Origin of the sequence: Paenibacillus sp. 453mf (assembly GCF_900116105.1) — a bacterium.
Taxonomy (GTDB): domain Bacteria; phylum Bacillota; class Bacilli; order Paenibacillales; family Paenibacillaceae; genus Paenibacillus; species Paenibacillus provencensis.
Map to the genome: position 1 here is coordinate 1 of NZ_FPAC01000002.1, position 19,161 is coordinate 19,161.

13 protein-coding genes, 18 tRNA genes and 1 rRNA gene are annotated in these 19,161 nt (G+C 49.2%); 29 read left to right on the top strand and 3 right to left on the bottom strand.

From position 1 onward, the window contains the following. Window positions 1-101: 101 nt before the first annotated feature. From rrf to BM415_RS14355, 20 genes are all read left to right on the top strand, one after another. Window positions 102-218 (top strand): 5S ribosomal RNA (rrf, locus tag BM415_RS14260). Between the two features lie 36 nt (window positions 219-254). Further along, window positions 255-331: transfer RNA gene (locus BM415_RS14265), tRNA-Ile, on the top strand. A gap of 25 nt (window positions 332-356) precedes the next feature. Continuing rightward, window positions 357-432, top strand: a tRNA-Ala gene (locus BM415_RS14270). A 4-nt stretch (window positions 433-436) separates the two neighbouring features. After that, window positions 437-509: transfer RNA gene (locus tag BM415_RS14275), tRNA-Asn, on the top strand. Window positions 510-557: 48 nt separating this feature from the next. Further along, window positions 558-649, top strand: a tRNA-Ser gene (locus tag BM415_RS14280). A 32-nt stretch (window positions 650-681) separates the two neighbouring features. Further along, window positions 682-753, top strand: a tRNA-Glu gene (locus tag BM415_RS14285). 125 nt (window positions 754-878) lie between these two features. After that, window positions 879-951: transfer RNA gene (locus tag BM415_RS14290), tRNA-Val, on the top strand. Between the two features lie 10 nt (window positions 952-961). Further along, a tRNA-Met gene (locus tag BM415_RS14295) sits at window positions 962-1,035 on the top strand. An 11-nt stretch (window positions 1,036-1,046) separates the two neighbouring features. Next, a tRNA-Asp gene (locus tag BM415_RS14300) sits at window positions 1,047-1,123 on the top strand. Window positions 1,124-1,164: 41 nt separating this feature from the next. After that, window positions 1,165-1,240, top strand: a tRNA-Thr gene (locus tag BM415_RS14305). 11 nt (window positions 1,241-1,251) lie between these two features. After that, a tRNA-Tyr gene (locus BM415_RS14310) sits at window positions 1,252-1,337 on the top strand. A gap of 15 nt (window positions 1,338-1,352) precedes the next feature. Then, window positions 1,353-1,428 (top strand) — tRNA-His (locus BM415_RS14315). A 21-nt stretch (window positions 1,429-1,449) separates the two neighbouring features. Continuing rightward, a tRNA-Gln gene (locus tag BM415_RS14320) sits at window positions 1,450-1,524 on the top strand. 9 nt (window positions 1,525-1,533) lie between these two features. Then, window positions 1,534-1,606: transfer RNA gene (locus BM415_RS14325), tRNA-Lys, on the top strand. An 18-nt stretch (window positions 1,607-1,624) separates the two neighbouring features. Next, a tRNA-Leu gene (locus BM415_RS14330) sits at window positions 1,625-1,711 on the top strand. An 8-nt stretch (window positions 1,712-1,719) separates the two neighbouring features. Next, a tRNA-Gly gene (locus BM415_RS14335) sits at window positions 1,720-1,794 on the top strand. Window positions 1,795-1,800: 6 nt separating this feature from the next. Beyond that, window positions 1,801-1,877, top strand: a tRNA-Arg gene (locus BM415_RS14340). 46 nt (window positions 1,878-1,923) lie between these two features. Continuing rightward, window positions 1,924-1,997, top strand: a tRNA-Pro gene (locus tag BM415_RS14345). A gap of 13 nt (window positions 1,998-2,010) precedes the next feature. Further along, a tRNA-Gly gene (locus BM415_RS14350) sits at window positions 2,011-2,081 on the top strand. Window positions 2,082-2,185: 104 nt separating this feature from the next. Beyond that, window positions 2,186-2,635, top strand: a complete 450-nt coding sequence (locus BM415_RS14355; RefSeq protein ID WP_244533382.1) for a purine/pyrimidine permease — start codon at window positions 2,186-2,188, stop codon at window positions 2,633-2,635. 337 nt (window positions 2,636-2,972) lie between these two features. On the opposite strand, the gene BM415_RS14360 is transcribed toward BM415_RS14355, so the two are convergent. From BM415_RS14360 to BM415_RS14370, 3 genes are all read right to left on the bottom strand, one after another. Further along, window positions 2,973-4,148, bottom strand: coding sequence for an acyl-CoA dehydrogenase family protein (locus BM415_RS14360; RefSeq protein WP_244533389.1), 1,176 nt, complete (start codon window positions 4,146-4,148; stop codon window positions 2,973-2,975). A 43-nt stretch (window positions 4,149-4,191) separates the two neighbouring features. Next, window positions 4,192-5,622: a serine hydrolase domain-containing protein gene (locus tag BM415_RS14365; protein ID WP_091159288.1), complete on the bottom strand. Its 1,431-nt coding sequence runs from the start codon at window positions 5,620-5,622 to the stop codon at window positions 4,192-4,194. A gap of 145 nt (window positions 5,623-5,767) precedes the next feature. After that, on the bottom strand, window positions 5,768-7,456 hold the full coding sequence (locus BM415_RS14370; protein WP_091159290.1) for a PucR family transcriptional regulator: 1,689 nt from the start codon (window positions 7,454-7,456) through the stop codon (window positions 5,768-5,770). A 293-nt stretch (window positions 7,457-7,749) separates the two neighbouring features. Between BM415_RS14370 and BM415_RS14375 the strand changes: the two genes are divergently transcribed. The 9 genes from BM415_RS14375 to BM415_RS14415 all read left to right on the top strand — a co-directional run bounded on the left by BM415_RS14375 (window position 7,750) and on the right by BM415_RS14415 (window position 19,104). After that, the gene (locus BM415_RS14375) at window positions 7,750-9,144 is read left to right on the top strand and encodes an amidohydrolase family protein (RefSeq protein ID WP_244533390.1); all 1,395 of its coding nucleotides are present in this window, start codon (window positions 7,750-7,752) and stop codon (window positions 9,142-9,144) included. A 28-nt stretch (window positions 9,145-9,172) separates the two neighbouring features. Beyond that, window positions 9,173-10,318 carry an ABC transporter permease gene (locus tag BM415_RS14380; RefSeq protein WP_091159291.1) on the top strand — a complete coding sequence of 382 codons (1,146 nt, stop codon included), beginning with the start codon at window positions 9,173-9,175 and terminating at the stop codon, window positions 10,316-10,318. Further along, window positions 10,311-11,249, top strand: coding sequence for an ABC transporter permease (locus BM415_RS14385; RefSeq protein ID WP_091159293.1), 939 nt, complete (start codon window positions 10,311-10,313; stop codon window positions 11,247-11,249). Before BM415_RS14380 ends, BM415_RS14385 begins: the two co-directional genes overlap by 8 nt. A gap of 88 nt (window positions 11,250-11,337) precedes the next feature. Beyond that, window positions 11,338-12,873 (top strand): ABC transporter ATP-binding protein, encoded by a 1,536-nt coding sequence (locus BM415_RS14390; RefSeq protein WP_091159763.1) that lies wholly within the window; start codon window positions 11,338-11,340, stop codon window positions 12,871-12,873. 23 nt (window positions 12,874-12,896) lie between these two features. Next, window positions 12,897-13,934, top strand: coding sequence for a BMP family protein (locus BM415_RS14395; protein ID WP_091159295.1), 1,038 nt, complete (start codon window positions 12,897-12,899; stop codon window positions 13,932-13,934). Between the two features lie 46 nt (window positions 13,935-13,980). Then, complete coding sequence (locus BM415_RS14400; RefSeq protein WP_091159297.1) at window positions 13,981-15,006, top strand: aromatic ring-hydroxylating dioxygenase subunit alpha; 1,026 nt, start codon at window positions 13,981-13,983, stop codon at window positions 15,004-15,006. Between the two features lie 278 nt (window positions 15,007-15,284). Further along, on the top strand, window positions 15,285-16,118 hold the full coding sequence (locus BM415_RS14405; protein WP_170862492.1) for a basic amino acid ABC transporter substrate-binding protein: 834 nt from the start codon (window positions 15,285-15,287) through the stop codon (window positions 16,116-16,118). Between the two features lie 91 nt (window positions 16,119-16,209). Next, complete coding sequence (locus BM415_RS14410) at window positions 16,210-16,863, top strand: amino acid ABC transporter permease (protein ID WP_091159298.1); 654 nt, start codon at window positions 16,210-16,212, stop codon at window positions 16,861-16,863. Between the two features lie 153 nt (window positions 16,864-17,016). Then, the gene (locus BM415_RS14415) at window positions 17,017-19,104 is read left to right on the top strand and encodes a methyl-accepting chemotaxis protein (RefSeq protein WP_170862493.1); all 2,088 of its coding nucleotides are present in this window, start codon (window positions 17,017-17,019) and stop codon (window positions 19,102-19,104) included. The last annotated feature ends 57 nt before the right edge of the window (window positions 19,105-19,161 follow it).

Genomic DNA, 19,161 nt, shown 5'->3' on the forward strand with positions numbered 1-19,161 from the left:
CACTTATAGAATCATACACACTTATGTGATGTACCGATTCTAACGTGAAGAATGGATTTTTCAGATGATTTTTCAAGAAGCGAAGGCTTCGAAAAATCCCGTTTGGTGGCGATAGCGGAGGGGTTCCACACGTACCCATCCCGAACACGACCGTTAAGCCCTCCAGCGCCGATGGTACTTGGACCGCAGGGTCCTGGGAGAGTAGGACGTTGCCAAGCGCAGCCCTTTAGGGTTTTGCACAAAGTGAAATTCATGGGCCCTTAGCTCAGCTGGTTAGAGCGCACCCCTGATAAGGGTGAGGTCGGTGGTTCGAGTCCACTAGGGCCCACCATTTAATTTCATATTACTTCTATTATGGGGCCATAGCTCAGCTGGGAGAGCGCCTGCCTTGCAAGCAGGAGGTCAGCGGTTCGATCCCGCTTGGCTCCACCATTGATCCCTGATAGCTCAGTTGGTAGAGCACTCGACTGTTAATCGAGTTGTCACAGGTTCGAGTCCTGTTCGGGGAGTCCAATATCCTGAGAGCATTCATTTGCTCTTAGGGACTTAGCTCTCACGGAGAAGTGTCCGAGCTGGCCGAAGGAGCACGATTGGAAATCGTGTAGGCGTCACAAGCGTCTCGAGGGTTCGAATCCCTCTTTCTCCGCCACTAAATTATTGGACAAGCAGTATTTATAGCAAGGCCCGTTGGTCAAGGGGTTAAGACACCTCCCTTTCACGGAGGTAACAGGGGTTCGAATCCCCTACGGGTCACTTTAATTTATTTCTTCGATTGGGGATGAGAACTCATCAGGGTTCGTCGAAGCGTTTACTTCGTTAGCAACTGCATCGCAGTCTCGAACGAATGTGAGAGTATCCCCTACGGGTCACTTTAATATGGAGACTTAGCTCAGCTGGGAGAGCATCTGCCTTACAAGCAGAGGGTCGGGGGTTCGATCCCCTCAGTCTCCATTCTTAATATCGCGGGGTGGAGCAGCTCGGTAGCTCGTCGGGCTCATAACCCGAAGGTCGCAGGTTCAAATCCTGCCCCCGCAATTGAATTACATGGAACTGTGGTGTAGAGGCCTAACATGCCTGCCTGTCACGCAGGAGATCGCGGGTTCGAATCCCGTCAGTTCCGCCACTTTTACTTCTGATTTGGAATACAGTTTTGGTAATCAATTTGCCGGTGTAGCTCAACTGGTAGAGCAACTGACTTGTAATCAGTAGGTTGGGGGTTCAAGTCCTCTCGCCGGCACCATAGTTTCATATGGAGGATTAGCGAAGTGGCCAAACGCATCAGACTGTAAATCTGCTCCCGTAAGGGTTCGGTGGTTCGAATCCATCATCCTCCACCAGTTTCTTTTAATATGGCGGTCGTGGCGAAGGGGTTAACGCACCGGATTGTGGCTCCGGCATTCGTGGGTTCAAGTCCCATCGATCGCCCCATTTTTTACTCCTTATCACTGTTGGGGATTAGCCAAGCGGTAAGGCAACGGACTTTGACTCCGTCATGCATAGGTTCGAATCCTATATCCCCAGCCATTTTAATAAGAGCCATTAGCTCAGTTGGTAGAGCACCTGACTTTTAATCAGGGTGTCGAAGGTTCGAGTCCTTCATGGCTCACTTTTTTAAATAACATATGCGGTCGTGGCGGAATTGGCAGACGCGCTAGATTCAGGTTCTAGTGGTGTAACAGCCGTGGAGGTTCGAGTCCTCTCGACCGCACCATATGTTTTGCGGAAGTGGCTCAGCGGTAGAGCATCGCCTTGCCAAGGCGAGGGTCGCGGGTTCGATTCCCGTCTTCCGCTCCATAATACGCGCCCTTAGCTCAGCTGGATAGAGCGTTTGACTACGAATCAAAAGGTCGGGAGTTCGAATCTCTCAGGGCGCGCCACTTTTATGAAATGATAACAGGCCATTATCATTCTTAATCTGTGTAACGGGATGTAGCTCAGCTTGGTAGAGCACCTGGTTTGGGACCAGGGGGTCGCATGTTCAAATCGTGTCATCCCGATTTCATATATTTTGCGGGTGTAGTTCAATGGTAGAACTCCAGCCTTCCAAGCTGGTAGCGTGGGTTCGATTCCCATCACCCGCTTACTTGAAAAAGCCTTTCGCTTATTGCGGAAGGCTTTTTTGTGCGCGATTTAACAAATTAAAAAGAGCATTTATATTCACCAATCTATTCTCTGTGCTCGGGGGGTGTCTGGGGCTGATTCCTTTTGGCACATTTGCCTCCTCGATCGGATTTCTGGAGAATACAAAGGTTCTCCGACGTGCGGCCTTGTTGGCGGGTGCTCTGATATCATCGTCGGGGTATTCCCTTCGTTAAGCGGATGGCTGGCCAAGCTGCCTTTGACGGTCGGAAATGCTGTTCTGTTTGCCGCATATCTCCAAATGTTCGGTACAGCCATTCGAACGTTTCAAGATGCGGTATTTAATCCGAAGACCATCTATCGGGTTGCACTGCCCGTGCTTGTTGGAATAAGCATCATGAATATACCGATTTCTGCTTTTAGAGACTTCCCTCCGCTGCTTACGCCGCTGTTGTCCAATGGACTTGTAATGGGTGTTGTGCTTGTGATTATTTTAGAAAATATGGTGGGATGGGACAAATACGAAACGGCCAAGTTAAATAATAAAATGGGATGAGTAGAGGCAGCATGCTGAATCATAGAAAAAGAAAGCAGTAAACGCAAGATTCAGGTAAAGCTTAAGCTGATGACGATAAGAAGATTTATCTGACTGATCGATTGATCGATAACTGAAGATCAGTTAAAAAATAGGAAGCTACGCATCACATGCCGCTTATAGGGAGGACGGGTATGTGTCGTAGCTTCTTTTTTGTACCGTCAGAGGGCAGAATGGAATGCTTCCTCTCTATGCAGCACATTAATATTTTATATTGTGTCGCTTGGAATAATCGGGGATTCGGCTATGACCTTTTATTAATGGGGAGCAGCCCGAATCTCTTTTTTGGTCCATAAATTTAATTCAAGAGAACCTCACTTATGGCGCGTTTAGCCAGCATTTGATGAACGGCATCGTCCATCGGCGGATTATGGAGTCCGAATCTCACATCACGGTACATGCGTGAGAGCGGGTGGGAGCTGGCCAGGCTGTGAACCCCGACGATTCGCATGGCTGTATCTACAATAGAGAGAGCGTTCTGAACAGCAAAGGTCTTCGCTGCGCCAAGGTCGGGAGCAATTCCGGCCAAGTCGCTGTCTGTCAGAGGTCTCTCAAGCTGCTCCCATCTGGCTGCTACACTGTACAAAAAATGCCGGGCCGTCGTAAGCTCCATTTCGATCTGCCCAATTTTGTGCTGAATGTGAGGAAGCTCGATGATGGGATGGGTAAGACTGTTTGGCTGATATGCCGCGGCGAAACGAAGCGCTTCTCTCCTTGCTCCCTGGGCGATGCCAAGATATACGGCTGGAATGTTAAGCAAGTAGGCGTTGGGACGAATGGATTTCTTACCTGCAGCACGTCTTCTAACTAGCGCGTCTTCAGGCAGCAACACCTGGTTCAGCACAAGATCATGGCTCGCTGTTCCGCGCATGCCTATCATGTTCCAAGTAGGTTCAATACTTACACCTGGCATATCTTTATGAACCAGATATTCGCCTATTTCACCGGTAATCGTATCCGTGGCAGATACGACATAATAATGCAGTGCTGTTGACAGCGAAGTGAATGTCTTCCGGCCTGTCAGCACATAGCCGTTGCGGTCTGGTTTCTTCTGCACAGAGGTCTGCGGCTTCCCTCCACGTGAAGGACTGCCGGTCGCTTTTTCTGAATCAGCTGCGTTAACCAAGGCGCCTTCCGTTATGATGGCTGTACATAAAGCACGGAAAGCCGCTTCATCCCATAGCTGGTTCTGGCCCACGTTAAACACGGTAATATGATGCCATCCAATAGCGAGTGCTGTTGCTGCATCGACCTTGGCGATACGTTCCTGACACTGCAAGAAATCGGAGAGGGATAAGCCAAGTCCCCCATACTCCTTAGGAACAGAATAGGCGTGGTAGCCTGCTGCCAGCAAATCTTCAATCAGTGCGTAGTTCAGCTCATTCTGCTCATCTGCTCTTGCCGCACTATCCATATGTTGTTCTGCAATGTTTCCGATGATCTCAATATGATCTATCTGCGATTTATTGATCACTAGTGACACCTCTATTCGGGTTGGTCTGATCTGAAATTAACAACTATAGCTTGAGTGCCATCTCCTGAATTTGATCGAGCATGCCTGTCATTTCCATTCCGGCATGGTTGCCAAGCAGGATAACCGTTATGCCATTATCCAGATTGCGCGAAATACCTGTGGAATAGCCTGTGCCGCTGCCGTTATGGAACACGACCGTGCCTTCTTCTGTCTCACTGACGATCCAGCCGTATCCATAGTTTTGGTCAGAATAAGGAGAGTACATCGTCTCTTGAATTTCCTCTGACAGGACTTTATCCCCTCGCAGAGCCTGATCCCATTTCAGCAGGTCATCGACCGTAGAATACAGCGTACCGGTTCCAGACTGGGAAACATAATAGCTCGCCTCAGCCCATGTGCCGTTCTGATCAGTATAGCCTTTAATCGTTTTGGTTGAAGGCGTTGCCGTGCCCGTATCCTTCATGCCAATCGGCTTGAAGAAATGCTCCTGAAGATAAGCCCCATACTCTTTGCCTGATATCTCTTCCAAAATAGCAGCTAGCAAAATGTAGCCATTATTGCTGTAACGGTATTCAGCACCTGGCTCTGCCATCAGCTTCTTTGTACGAATCTCGGCCAGTGTATACTCCATTGTAATCCCTTCCTTACGCGTAAAATTGGAAGGTAGCCCGGAAGTATGCGAGAGCAGCATATGAATTGTAATTTCATTGCCGCGGTCGATTCCGGATACGTATTTCGAAACCGGATCTTCAAGCGAAATATTCCCCTGCTGAACCTGCTGCATGATGGCTGCAGCTGTAAAGCCTTTAGTTATGGAGGCAATGTGTGATTTTTGATCCGGGCGAACAAGGGAATTGATATCCGATAATCCGTAGCCTTTTCTCAATCGAATATCTCCATTACTAGCTACAAGCGCTATGCCTGAATAGCCAGCCTCCTTAAGATACTGGTCAATTGCTGTAGATTCACGATTAATGATTGTCGACGAATCTGATTTCAGTGTGATGATCATTTTGGTAGGTGTATTGGTTAATTGCAGCCCGGCCTTCATCGCATCCGAGAGGGAACGAAGCGGAATCATCAGCGTGCCGCTCATATTCTTGGATGGAGCAGGGAGCATGAGCCGATCGTCATTGATTTGAATGACGTTGGTTCCCGCCCGGTGTGTAATGGTATCGCCATGATCGTAAATTTCCACCGTTTGTTTGGCTTGGTTCCATTTCACTTGTCCACCGAGAGCAGAAGCCGCCTGCCTTAGAGGAGCGTATGTGGTTCCCTTCTCAACAAAAGGGGCATATTCCCACGTCACGGATTGGCTGTCGACTGTAATTGAAGCAGGCTTGGTTGCAACGGAAGCGGCTTGAGCCTGCGAGACACCAATGGTCTGTGTCAATAAAGCAGAGGTAACAAGTATGGCTGATAAAGTTCGATTAAGCATCGAATTCTTATGAACATTTGTGCTGAATCTAATCATGTTGTAAGTAAGCCTCCAATTCTGATTATGACCTTATGTAATGGATCTAACCGGATTAGACGAGCAGCAATCATCAAATCAGGATACCATACTGGTTTCATTTTATAGGATTGATAGCTGGTAAACAACCCATATACTGGGCGGTTTAATTTAATAACTCCTCCATCAAAAATGCTGCCCTGAAACGCAGGCTGCTCGCAGGCAGGCGCAGAGAGCGGCCCGTCAGCTGCTCACATTTGTCCAGTCGATAAATAACCGTATTCCGATGAAGGTACAATTGCTTGGCCGTATCGGCGATATGGCAGTGGTTATCCAAAAAACATCGCAGCGTCTTCAATAGCTCCCCGCGTTCCTTGTCCTCCAGAAAGAGCAAGTGTGCGAACGTTTCTTTGATAAACTCCTGCAGATCCTCCTGTGGAAGCATTCGTAAGAGGTCAGATAACTCTTTGACATGATAGAACTGAACGTAACGCTGCTGCTGGCTGTGCATGCCCGTCTGCAGTGCATCCAGTGCCTCCTGGTAAGCCCTCGGCAGCTGGGACAGCTCATCTGCGGTATTGCTGACCCCGATGGACAGCGATACTTTATGCTGAGACCAGAGCGAATGAATCATCTGCTGTAGACGTGAGGCAAGAAGACGATCAGGCAGCTGGTGCTCGCCTAAGGCCGCTTCCTCAAGGGTATTCACTGGAAGCAGCATGACGACGGCGTCATTTTTGGAAAAAAGAATAAATGAGAAGCCGCTCGCCTTGGCTTCTCCTTTAACGAGCTCATACAGGTCCTCCTTCATTGAAGCTGTACGCCCCCCGATCGAGTCGTTCGGCAGCATGGGTGAATAGGAAGAACTGAAGCTATTGCGGTTGCAAAGCGGTGCATCCTTCTTCAGCACAATACAGTAATAGGAACGCTGCTCGCTGAGACCATATCTGCGGCCGCGATGAATCAGGTCCTGCTTGTCTGAGATCAGCCCATCCACAAGGTCTCCGAAGAAGTCATTCTTGTAGCGGCGGGAGCGTTCCTTGACAGCCTGGCGCTTCAGGAGATCAAAGCTAATAACGTTAGCCGCCTGCTCAAGGGTGAGCAAGGAGAGCGTACTGACAGGATTCTGATTTGTAAAGGACAGCAGGTACCCTTGGGACTGATCGGTTTGGATCGGATATTGCAGCAAATAGGAAAATGGAACAGCACTGCCGGATGGCAGCGGGATGCTGGGAGAGCGGGCTTCGTTCAGCATAGACGGCAGCCAATTCGAGATATCTTGCAGGAACGAGGAGTAGGCAGTTCCAAATCCGGATGATGTAGCAAAAGGCTCCAAGCTGCGGTTCACAAGAATTACAGGATAGGAGAGGAGCCTTGCGAGCTCCTCCAGGATCGTTTGAAGGCTTTGTCCTTCCAGAAGAATATCTGAGAAGTAACGGTGGCTCTCAAGCGCATATCTCATCTCCTCTGTTCTGGATTCCATAATACGGGCCAGCAGCTGATGCAGCGCTTCGGAGAGGGCGCAATCGAGAGACAGCTCAAGCAGTGGAAATTGAAGGCGGTCGGCAGCCTCCTTGGCTTCTTGAGGAATGTGATCAAGATACCGCTTTGTCTTGATGCCAAGTCCGGCACAGCCCAGCTCAGCCATCCTTGTGACCAGCTGTGTCAATACCTCAGGCTTGTCTTTGATGACATATCCGGTGGTGAGGAGGAGCTCATTAGGCTTTAAGTAATCGAAGATATCGGGCGAGTCCATCATGTTGACCGAGTACACATTACGGTGGAGTCCCTCGCGGCCGGCCGTCACCCGGGAGCTGGCGAGCATGGGAATATCGAGCAGATCGGATATTTTCATAGATTACCTCCGAAGGTATCGAATCTTGAATGCTGCATCTCAATCAAACATCTGCCCGGTTGAAAGGAGCAGGCCTAGCGTGAAGATCGTTAGGGCAAGAAAGATTGGGAGAAGGAAAAATGATTTTTAGGTATTTTACGTCAGGTATACGTGAGGTTATTGCTAGAAGTTGGTTAACTTAACCAACAAATTAAAATGTTTTAGTCTACTATAGCCAATGACAATGAAATATTCAATCCTTTATGATGAGATCAATTCAGCGAAATGTAATAAATACTAACATAAGGCAGGGTGTGATCAACATTAGTACAACGCTTATATATAACGGCACCATTCTTACAATGAATGCGGACAATGAAGTGTACTCTCCGGGATACGTATACATCCAGCATGACCACATCGTAGAGACAGGAGCATGGCCTCTGGAGGAAGGGAGTGTCCGCCATCGGCTTGAGGCAGATCGGAAAATAGACGCCGGCGGCAAAGCCGTCATTCCTGGTCTCATTAACGGCCACACGCATCTGTTCCAGACCTTTCTTCGCGGCGTTTCAGATGACCACCCTTTGTCCGAGTGGCTGCGGCAGGTTATTTGGCCGGGATCGCTTGCCATGGAGGCAGAGGATTTCTATTTGGCAGCACTGATCGGGTGTATCGAAAATTTAAAATCAGGTGCTACTTACATCATGGATCACCATTACATTCATACCTACGAGGAGAACACGGAGAATGTACTCCGGGCTATGGTGGAATCGGGGATTCGTGGACACCTGGCCCGCGGGGGAGTGGATCTAAGCTACGAACCGAGGCTGAGAGAAGAGGAGGACGTTATCTTCGAGCGCACGGCGGCACTGCTCGACCGCTGGCAGGGCGAAGGGACAGGACGCATCGAGATTGCTATGGGACCATTGAATTTGTACGGATGCTCAAGGCCCTTCCTTGAACGGGCGGCAAAATTCAGCAGGGATCGAAATCTGATCACGCATATTCATGTCGCCGAAACGAGAGATCAGATCGACAATACGCTATCCCGGTTTGGACTTCGTAATCTGGAGCTGGTCGAAGCGGTCGGCATGCTCGGTCCAAGGACTCAAGTGGTACACGGAATTTGGCTTGATGATGGCGAGCTTGAGCTGCTCGCACAGCATCAGGCATCCGTTATTCATTGTCCGGTATCGAATATGTATCTCGCTTCCGGTGTTGCAAGGGTGCCTGAAATGCGAAAGGCGGGCATCAATGTTGCTCTAGGTACGGATGGACCGGGCAGCAACAACTGTCAGGATAATCTTGAAGTGCTGAAGTTCACAGCATGTCTGCATAAAGTGTATCATCTGGACTCCACTATGCTCCCTCCAATGGAGGTGCTCGAAATGGGTACCCGCGGCGGAGCCAAGGCAATGGGCAGAGAGAAGGACTTAGGATCACTAGAACCTGGGAAGAAGGCAGATATCGTCATTATTGATATGCAAAAAGCACATATTGCACCAATTCATCGTTATTCCTCGGCACTGGTATACAACGCCAACGGGAACGATGTTCATACGGTGCTTGTGAATGGACAGATTGTTGTGGAAGCCGGACGCTGTACGCTTGTCGATGAGGAGGAGATCATTAGGCACGCACAGGCAAGAGTGAATCGGCTAAGGGAAAAGCTGATGAACCGTTATCCTGTCTACAGTGTTCGCAGCTAATTACGCTTCTATAGAAGGAGGGGATGGGATGACACATCGAAGGTGGGTGACAAGAAGTATAGAGTGGGGGATGGAGCTTATCTTCTATGTCTTTGCCATTCTGCTGGCTCTGGTTGCAGGCGGGCTCGTGATGGCTGCGGCCAGCGTATCGCCGCTGGAAGCATACGGGCTGATCTGGCAGGGGGCAGCCGGCAGTGTGAACAGTATTAAAGAAACCCTTGTAAAAGCAACCCCGCTCTTATTCGCAGGTCTCAGCTACAGCTTTGCTTATCGAAGCGGGCTATTCAATATCGGAGCTGAAGGCCAGATCTACATCGGGGCACTTACAGGGGCAATGGCTGCTCTGCTTATGCCGGTAGGCACTCCGTTTCTATTGCATCTGCCGCTGTCTCTCTTGTGCGGCTGTCTTGGCGGAGCGATCTGGGGAAGTATTGCAGGTCTGCTCAAGGTAGGCCGGGGAGCAAGCGAGATCATTAATACAATCATGCTGAATTATATTGCTATTTATTTGATCAGCTATATGGTCACGGGCCCGCTGAAAGATCCGAATGGGAGCATGCCTCAATCGGCTCCTCTTCCGGACAGTTCGGTCCTGCCGACACTGCTTGGGTCCAGGTTGCATTATGGTTTTATTATCGCTATTGTCGTCGCGATTATGATGTACTTCCTGCTCCACAAGACGACCTGGGGTTATGAGATCCGCTCCACAGGACTTAACGGACAGGCCGCCAAAGTCATGGGGATGCCGGTGAGAAGAAATATGGTCATGGTGATGCTTGTCAGCGGTGGTCTGGCTGGGCTCGGCGGATATATTGAAATTGCCGGTGTTCAGCACAGGTTATTGCAAAATTTCTCACCAGGCTATGGTTATGAAGGAATTGCGGTGGCACTGCTCGGAAACACGCATCCGCTCGGCAATATGCTATCGGCACTCTTGTTCGGAGGGATGAAGAGCGGAGCGAATGCAATGCAGAGAGCAACCGGTGCTTCCACCTCGCTCGTGCTTGTCATTCAGGCACTGATGATTATCATCGTGGTATGCAACCGGTATTGGTTCGGCAAATACAAACGTCAAATTACAAATTGGATACAACACAAGCTCAAAGGGGCGTATGCCGACCCTCACCCGGGCAAGGTGTCTCTTTCCAAGGCAGGAGGCGGGAAAAATGGGTGAAGAGCTGTGGATCAGTTATGTCGGCGCTGCAATCAGGCTCTCAATACCACTGCTTCTGGCAGCAATCGGTGTGCTGTTCATGTCCAAGAGCGGAATTCTGAACATTGGCATGGAGGGCATGGTGCTGATCGGCGCGCTGGCTGGAGTCGTCGGTGCGTACTACGGCGGCAATGTATGGGCTGGACTTGCTGCTGGAGCTCTGGTCTGCGGCTTGGTTGGCATCATCTATGCATTCTTGACTGTAACGACCGGAGCGGACCAAGTCATCATCGGCACGGCGCTGAATCTTCTCGGTCTGGGTTTGACGACGGTCTTTGGCAGGAGTCTTCTGGGCATGGGGTCTGAAACGATACAAGTGGATGCGGTTCCCGTACCTCATATTCCGTTACTTCAAAATATACCTTGGATCGGTCCGGCGTTATTTGAACAAAATCTGCTGGCATACCTCGCATTTTTGCTGGTTCCGATAACAAGTGTGGTTTTATACCGAACACGATGGGGGCTAACGGTTCGTGCCGTGGGCGAGAATCCGCTTGCCACAGATACGCTTGGGGTCAGAGTGCATCGAGTTCGCTACACCTGCTGTCTCATTGGCGGCATGCTGGCAGGACTTGCAGGCTGTGCGCTGTCACTCGGCATTCTGAATCAATTTACGGAGAATATGGTAGCGGGCAGAGGCTTTATCGCTCTATCGGCTGTCATCTTCGGGCGCTGGACACCAGCGGGAACGATGGGAGCTTCCTTGTTATTCGGGGGAGCTGATGCGCTTCAGCTTCGCATCCAATCCTTCGGCATCGAGATTCCGTACCAATTCATGCTGATGTTTCCTTATATTCTGACCATGCTTGCGCTGGCCTGGTTCTCAGGTAAGGCAAGACAGCCTGCTGCGACAGGCAAACCTTATAAAAGTGCAGCCAATCGTCACGCATAGGCAGCGTCGTGGTGATCAATACACGGAAGGAGGGGATGAACCAGTGCAGTCACACACTTCTCAGCCTATAGAACAGCCTTCGGTTGGAATGAAGAATCCGTCCCTTGTCAGGAGTTCGGCTGATTATATTTTGGAAACCAGAGGACTCACCAAGCGGTTTAGATCGTTTACCGCCAATGATCGACTTGATCTCCACATCAAATATGGCGAAATTCATGCCATTCTGGGTGAGAACGGAGCAGGTAAGAGTACGCTGATGAATATGCTGTCAGGCCTTCTTCATCCCGATGAAGGAGAGCTTCTGTTTAAAGGTAAGCGGGTCAATTTTGATTCACCCAGACAGGCAATGGAAATCGGAATCGGCATGGTCCACCAGCATTTCATGCTGATACCGGCATTGACTGTGGCAGAGAATGTGGTGCTTGGACTTAAGGAAGACCGAAGTCCCTGGTTTCATTTTCGCAGAGCTTGTGCAGAAATTAAGAGGATCTCAGATGCCTACGGTCTTGATGTGGACCCTACAAAGCGGGTCAGTGAATTATCTGTCGGTCAGCAGCAGCGTGTTGAAATTGTGAAGACATTATACCGCGGCGCAGAATTCATCATTATGGACGAACCAACCGCCGTACTTACTCCACCGGAGGTCAAGGATTTGTTCATTGTACTGCGATCGCTGAAGGAGCAGGGGAAAACTATCGTTTTTATAAGCCATAAGCTGCAAGAAGTGGAAGCGGTCTGTGATCGGGTAACTGTGCTTCGGGCCGGTCAAATGGAGGGTTCTATGGCGATGAAGGAAACCACCCCTGCGGAGCTGGCAAGGCTCATGGTTGGAAGAGAGATCACAGCACTGAGGCATAGTCCATATAACAATAGCCAACGATGCTTGCTCGAGGTGCAGGATCTATCAGTGGTTCGGAGCCAGATCCCTGTATTGTCTGACATCAAACTCACTGTACAGGAAGGGGAGATTGTCGGCATCGCTGGTGTAGACGGCAACGGACAACGCGAGCTGAGTGAAGCACTCATGGGCCTGGCGGAACTGGCGAGTGGAGAGGTCAAGCTTGACGGCAGACCTGTACAGCGTCTGCATCCCCGCTATATGACCGAGCAGGGTGTAGGCTACATTCCCGAGGATCGGCACAAGGAAGGGCTCATGCTGCCTATGAGCATTGGTGAGAATTTGATCGCGAAGCAGTACAAGTCACCCATCTTCAGCAAATTCGGCATGCTGCGGAGGGGGGCGATAAGAAAGACCGCCGAGCAAGCCGTGCAGGAGTTTGATATCAGAACGCCTTCGAGCGAGCATACGGCTGGTCAGCTGTCAGGAGGCAATCAGCAAAAAGTGATTCTGGCCAGAGAGCTCATGCTGAATCCAAAGGTGCTTATTGCGATGCAGCCCACTCGCGGGATGGATGTAGGAGCAGCAGAGTATGTACATAAGCGGCTTCTGGCGGAGAGGGATCGGGGAGTTGGAATTCTGCTCATTTCTACAGAGCTTGAAGAGGTGATGTCCCTCTCGGACAGAATCGCTGTCCTATTCAAAGGCCGTATTGTGGATATGGTGAGCAGGGAAGAGGCAACGCGTGAACGAATCGGCCGGCGAATGGCCGGGATGATGGATTGATCAATTAAAGGGGGATGCACTAAATGAGGATTAAACGATTCCACTTGTTGTGTACATTGATTCTAGGTATTGCTGTACTGCTTGCAGGATGCGGCGGTGCTGCGGATAGCGGACAGAGCGAGGAAGCAGCTGCAGGTTCCGGCACGCCTGTTACAGAATCAAATCAGCCGCTTAAGGTCGCTCTGCTCACTCCGGGCCCAGTGAATGATAACGGATGGAATGCGACGGCGTATAAGGGGTTGAAGCAGATTGAGAGCGAGCTTGGCGCGGAAGTACAGTATTCCGAGAAGGTTGCCCAGTCTGATATGGGGGAGTTTATTCGCGGATATGGGATGGATGGGTATGATGTCGTCATTGGTCATGGATTTGAATTCGCAGAACCGATGATGTCTGTCGCCGGTGAATATCCGGATACCTGGTTTCTGGTCACGAGTGCAACCGTGAGCCAAAGCCCGAATGTCGCTTCCATCAGCATTAACAATCGGGAGCAGGGGTATCTGATGGGAACTGTAGCAGCTCTGATGTCTGAAACGGGGACGGTAGCGGCGATCGGCGGGCAGGAGATTCCTCCGATTACGAATTCCGTCAAAGGATTCGAAGAAGGGGCAAAGGCAGCTGTTCCCGATATTAGTGTCCTGACGACCATGACAGGATCCAGTGATGATGTAGCAAAGGCCAAGGAGACAGCAATTTCCCTCATTGAAAAAGGTGCCGATGTTGTTATGACTAACGCGAATCAGGCGGGGATGGGCGGTATTGATGCTGCCAAGCAGGAGGGTGTACTCGCGATTGGCTCCAATGAAGATTTAAACCCTGTTGCACCGGATACGGTGGTTACCAGTGTAATTCAAGATTATCCAACCGCTATGACGGCCGCGATCAAATCCATTATGAACGGAACGATGAAGGCGGAGCCGATGTCCCTAGGCGTGAAAGACGGTGCTGTCTACATGAGTCCCTACCATGGATTCGAGGAGAAAATGACTCAGGAAGTCAAGGATAAGGTCCAGGCTACGATCGACGCGCTGAAGAGCGGAGAGATTTCAGTTCAGAACGAGTAGTAGTGATGAATAGGCAGGAAGTATATGAACTCAGGAGGGGATCACAATGATTGATCAAAAACTGCTTAAACCATTAGGCTCAGCAGCCCTGTCAGATACCGTGCTCGAGAACGAATGGCATCCGGTATGCGCATCGCATGAGCTTGTTGACAAGCCGATATCTGTCATCGTGCTCGAGGAGAGGGTTGCTGTTTACCGGTCGAGTAAAGGTGTGCATGCGCTGCGCGATCTCTGTGTTCACCGCGGAGCCATGCTGTCCAAAGGCTGGGTAGACAAGAATGAAAACTTGGTCTGTCCTTATCATGGATGGCAATACAATTCGGAAGGCAAATGTGTATGCATCCCTGCTCAAGGAAAGGATGACCGTATTCCACCAAGAGCGAAGGCAACCAAATATCATTGCCAAGAAAAATTCGGTATTGTGTGGGTATGTATCGGTCAACCAACGGCTGATTTGCCATGCTTCGATGAATTTGAGAATCCGGAATACCGACCGCTGGTTTGTGGTCCGTATCATGTGAAGGCTGCAGGGACGCGCGTCATCGAGAATTTTACGGACTTTGCACATTTGATGTATGTGCATGGCGGCCTGCTCGGTCACCCGGATTATTCGGAGCTTCCTGATTTCGAGGTGTTCAAGGAACCTGACCGTGTGTATACCGGGGATGTGCCGATCTTTCAGCCGGTTGCCCATTCCGGATCAGAGCATCGCGAGGGAACCACATATGTCTATGTAAAGGAGGTGTTTAGACCGCTTGCTGCCCGTTTATCCAAGAGAGATCAGGCAACGGGTCAGACGCTCTGGATTATGCTGACCGTGCTTCCTGTGTCAGAACAGGAGTGTATCGTGTATATGCCGGTATCTCGCAACTATGCGCATGAGGTGGATGACCAGCAGTTTATTGATTTTCAGGATACCGTATTCGAGCAGGACAAGTGGATTATTGAAACCCAGAAGCCTGAGCTATTGCCGCTGGATCTGCAGACAGAGCTGAATCATAAAGCGGATCTGTTATCCGTAGCTTACCGCCGCTGGATTAATCAGATGGGTGTGCGGATTGGAACGACTTAAGTTAAGAGGGTGCTTCGTACAGAAATAGAGTAAGACAAACACACAATCAAACAAACACACATTTCAGAGCAATAAAGGTTTACTATGCTATAGCTTGAAAATATAGAGAGAAGAAAAGCCTCCTGACTCTTCAGTGAGGCTTTTTTGTGAGCAGCATCACGATTGAAACCATACTTCTATGTTATCTTTATTGACGCATATAATAAAATATATTGTTAATCTATGTAACTGTTGATAGAATCTGTTTATATTACTAGATTCAAATAGGGAGGATTCATATGATCAAGAGATTTGGTGTTATGTTAATTGCTTTATTTGTGATAGTTTTATCAGCCTGCGGTAATGAAGAGAGCACTACGACAGGGGCTGGAGGAGCAGAGGAGGCATCGGACACCGTCAAAATTGCGACTGATGCGGCATACGCTCCTATGGAATTTATGGATAAAGGTGAGATTACCGGCTTTGACATTGATTTTCTCAAGGAAGTGATGGCCGAAGCAGGCATCAATTATGAACTCAGCAATACAGGCTGGGATGCGATGCTGACCAGTGTTCAGCAGGGCACTGAATTTGCCGCAGGAATATCCAGCGTATCCATCACAGAAGAGCGTAAAGAGACGTATGATTATTCCTTGCCCTATTTTGAGTCGACGAATATGATTCTGTTCAAAGAAGGAACCGTAATCACCAGTGCTATGGATTTGAAAGATATGAAGGTTGCGGTTCAGGGTGCTACTACGGCGGATACACTGATGACGGAGATCATGGGTCAGGGCAACAGCGACCTTAAGAAATTCGAGAGTAACGTCCTTGCCTTCATGGAGCTTGAGAGCGGCGGTGTAGATGCTGCGGTGGCGGATGTGGCTATCGTGCAGGAGTATATGAAGAACAATCCGGATAAAGCATTCGAAAGCATCCTCGATCCGGAGAACTTTGATTCGGAATATTACGGCATTCTTTATCCTAAGGGCTCGGAGCTCAAGGCAAAGCTTGATCCTGCGATCAAGGCGGTTATAGATAATGGAAAATATGCAGAGGTGTACAAAAAATGGTTCGGAGATGAGCCGGATCTAACACGATTGAAGGAAGAATTGGATAAGGCAGCAGAGTAAGCGCACAGGTTAAAACCGGGATGCATGTGTCAGCGGTATGTGCGGGCACATGCTTTTCTTGTTGCCCATATTAAATAAGGGAGTACTGCTCATGGATAATTTTAGATTTGATATCATCGTGGAGTATCTGCCATTGATCCTGAAAGGCATGCTTCTAACGATAGGGCTCTCGATCGTTTCAATTGTGCTGGGTGCTATTCTGGGATTATTTATCTCATTCGGAAAAATGGCAAAGCCGAGGTATTTGAATTGGCCTGCGAGCCTCTATATCAACTTTTTTCGTGGAACGCCATTTTATGTTCAAATTCTGATTATTCACTTCGGTGTCGTGCCGATGTTCTATGGGAGTACAGATGCGATCACTGCGGGGATCCTGTCCATGACACTGAATTCTGCTGCGTATATGGCAGAGATTTATCGAGCAGGAATTCAATCCGTAGATCAGGGGCAGTTTGAGGCAGCCTATTCCTCCGGAATGAACCGCTACCAGACAATGCGTTATATCATTATGCCTCAGGCTATTCGGCGAATGATCCCGGCGTTCGGGAATGAGTTTATTGTGCTGGTCAAGGATTCTTCGCTGCTTGCGATCATTTCCGTTCAGGAGATTATGTTCTGGAGCAACGCGATGAGAGGTCAATATTATGCGATCTGGGAGCCATACTTAACGGCTGCGTTGATCTATTTTATACTGACGTATCTGCTTAGCAAGCTGTTATCTTACATCGAATGTAAACTAAAATGAAAATTTCAGAAAAAGTATAACATCTCAGCCTCCAGTTGCCGATAGATAAAATGTTCTGTCTTTTTTTATAGACAGTATGCTGGTGAAGTCATCTTCATTGATGCATTAACAAGCTGCATGAATTACACATACTGTAGAAAGGGGGCTGTTTCTTTGAAAGAATTACTGAAAAAAAGCTTTGAAAAAATGAAGCTGGGTAACAAAAACGAAGGAAAAAAGAGTAAGGAAGATAGCGGTAACGATAAGCAAAGAAATGAACAGCAAAAAGGTAAGATAAGCAGAGAAAAGAAAAGCTTGTTGTCTTTCAGAGTAAGGTTGATTGTGGCATTTCTATTCTTCTTGTTCCTGCCTAGTATAGCCATCTTCTGGGTCTCATACAACACGGCAGATTCAGAGATTCGGAAGTCGGATCATGAGACGATGGAGCAATCCCTCGCACTTGTCAGTAAGCAAATCGACTCTTTGATTGACAGTCAGAAATCGAATATTAATTTGCTTGCAAGACAGACGAATGCGGCGCAAATTGCCAATCAAAGTCCACAGGCACAGCGGCTGCTTGATGATTTGAAGGATGCCAACCCTCAGGTTGAATCTCTTGTCATCGTATCGTCTGGTGGAGATCAGCAAATGAAAGCCCCAATGTATGGAATGAATGAGTCTGTAACAGACCAGCCATGGTATCAGGATGCGCAAAGCAGTGAAGAGGTTATCGTGACGAAGCCTTATAAATCGAGCTCGACAGGTAATGTAGTTGTAACGTTGGCCAGAGCTTTATCAGATGGTCAAGGGGTAGCAAGTATGCAGATCAGTCTGGCAGCGCTGACTTCTACGGTTAATAATGTACATATTGGAGATACAGGTATCGTGTATCTGGTAGATGGTGATGGCAATTATCTTGTCCACTCCCGTTTTAATGCAGGAACCAGTGCGCTTGAGACATTAACAAGTCGTGTAGTAGAGCAGGATAACGGGGACTTGAGTTATGCAATGGGGAACGCAGATAAATATGCGTTCTTTAGCACGCATGCGACTACGGGGTGGAAACTCGTCGCTGAAATGGATTATGCCGAAGTGGACGAAGCCTCTCGTCCGATCCTAAACGCGCTGATTGTGGTGCTTGGCATTTCTGCCCTCGTGGGAGTGGGGATTATGATTCTGATGATTCGCAGTTTGCACCGTCCGATTCAGGCGATGGTTAGAGCATCCCGCGATATTGGAAACGGAGATCTGACGATCGATCTGTCCGTGAAGCGCAGAGACGAATACGGCATTCTTGCGGAAGGATTTAATAGGATGACCGGTTCTCTTCGATCCGTTCTCGGAGAAGTGAGTGAAACTTCGCATCAGCTCGCAGCCTCCTCCCAGCAGCTGGCTGCCAGCTCGGAGCAGACAACAAGGGCGACAGAACAGCTGGCAACGATTATGCAGGAGACCGCAACGGGAACGATTCATTCCAATCAGAGCCTCGGCGAAGCCAAGCAGCTCGTTGATGAGATGTCACGCGGCGTCAAAGCTATTACAAACCAAGCTGGAGAAGCAACTCTGGCAGCCAAACAGGTATCTGAAGAGTCCCAGGCGGGTATGAGCAGTATCGACCAAGCAAAGCATCAAATGGATCAGATCGGCGCATCGGCGGGTAACCTCAATGAGGTTATTCAAGGGCTTGGAGATAAATCAGTAGAGATACGAAAAATTGTCGAAGTGATTACGAATATCGCTAAACAGACCAATATTCTATCCCTGAATGCTTCAATCGAAGCATCAAGAGCAGGTGAGCATGGGCGAGGATTTGCTGTCGTAGCGAACGAAGTGAAGGAGCTGGCAGCACAGTCGGCTTCCTCTGCAGCACAAATCGCTAAATTGACCCATGAAATGGAGCAGGGAACAGGTGCTGCGACAGAATCTATGGGCACAGCAACCAAAGAGATTACCAAGGGGATCGCTACAGTTCAGGAGGCAGGCGAGCGGTTCAGAGTGATTCTGCAGTCCATTCAAGAGGTTGCTGCTCAGATGGAGGAAGTATCCTCTGCATCGAAGCAGATGGATGCCTCCATGGTCCATGTCGGAGAGTCGTTTGAGGTCGCTGTAGCGATCTCGGATCAGATATCCGCTGGAGCGCAGGAAGGGTCTGCTGCTTCGGAGGAGCAGCTGGCAGCCATGCAGGAGGTAGCTTCTTCTGCAGCAACTTTATCTAATATTGCAGATGAGCTTCAGGAGATTATTCAGCGTTTCAAATTGTAGAGAAATTTACAGAGCGCCCTATCATTCCTTCGTGCTAAGGAATGATAGGGCGCTCTT

Coding starts and splice junctions, on each gene's coding strand:
- BM415_RS14380 (WP_091159291.1), top strand. CDS start 9,173: ATGACACATCGAAGGTGGGTGACAAGAAGTATAGAGTGGGGGATGGAG.
- BM415_RS14365 (WP_091159288.1), bottom strand. CDS start 5,622: ATGATTAGATTCAGCACAAATGTTCATAAGAATTCGATGCTTAATCGA.
- BM415_RS14385 (WP_091159293.1), top strand. CDS start 10,311: ATGGGTGAAGAGCTGTGGATCAGTTATGTCGGCGCTGCAATCAGGCTC.
- BM415_RS14370 (WP_091159290.1), bottom strand. CDS start 7,456: ATGAAAATATCCGATCTGCTCGATATTCCCATGCTCGCCAGCTCCCGG.
- BM415_RS14390 (WP_091159763.1), top strand. CDS start 11,338: ATGAAGAATCCGTCCCTTGTCAGGAGTTCGGCTGATTATATTTTGGAA.
- BM415_RS14410 (WP_091159298.1), top strand. CDS start 16,210: ATGGATAATTTTAGATTTGATATCATCGTGGAGTATCTGCCATTGATC.
- BM415_RS14405 (WP_170862492.1), top strand. CDS start 15,285: ATGATCAAGAGATTTGGTGTTATGTTAATTGCTTTATTTGTGATAGTT.
- BM415_RS14395 (WP_091159295.1), top strand. CDS start 12,897: ATGAGGATTAAACGATTCCACTTGTTGTGTACATTGATTCTAGGTATT.
- BM415_RS14400 (WP_091159297.1), top strand. CDS start 13,981: ATGATTGATCAAAAACTGCTTAAACCATTAGGCTCAGCAGCCCTGTCA.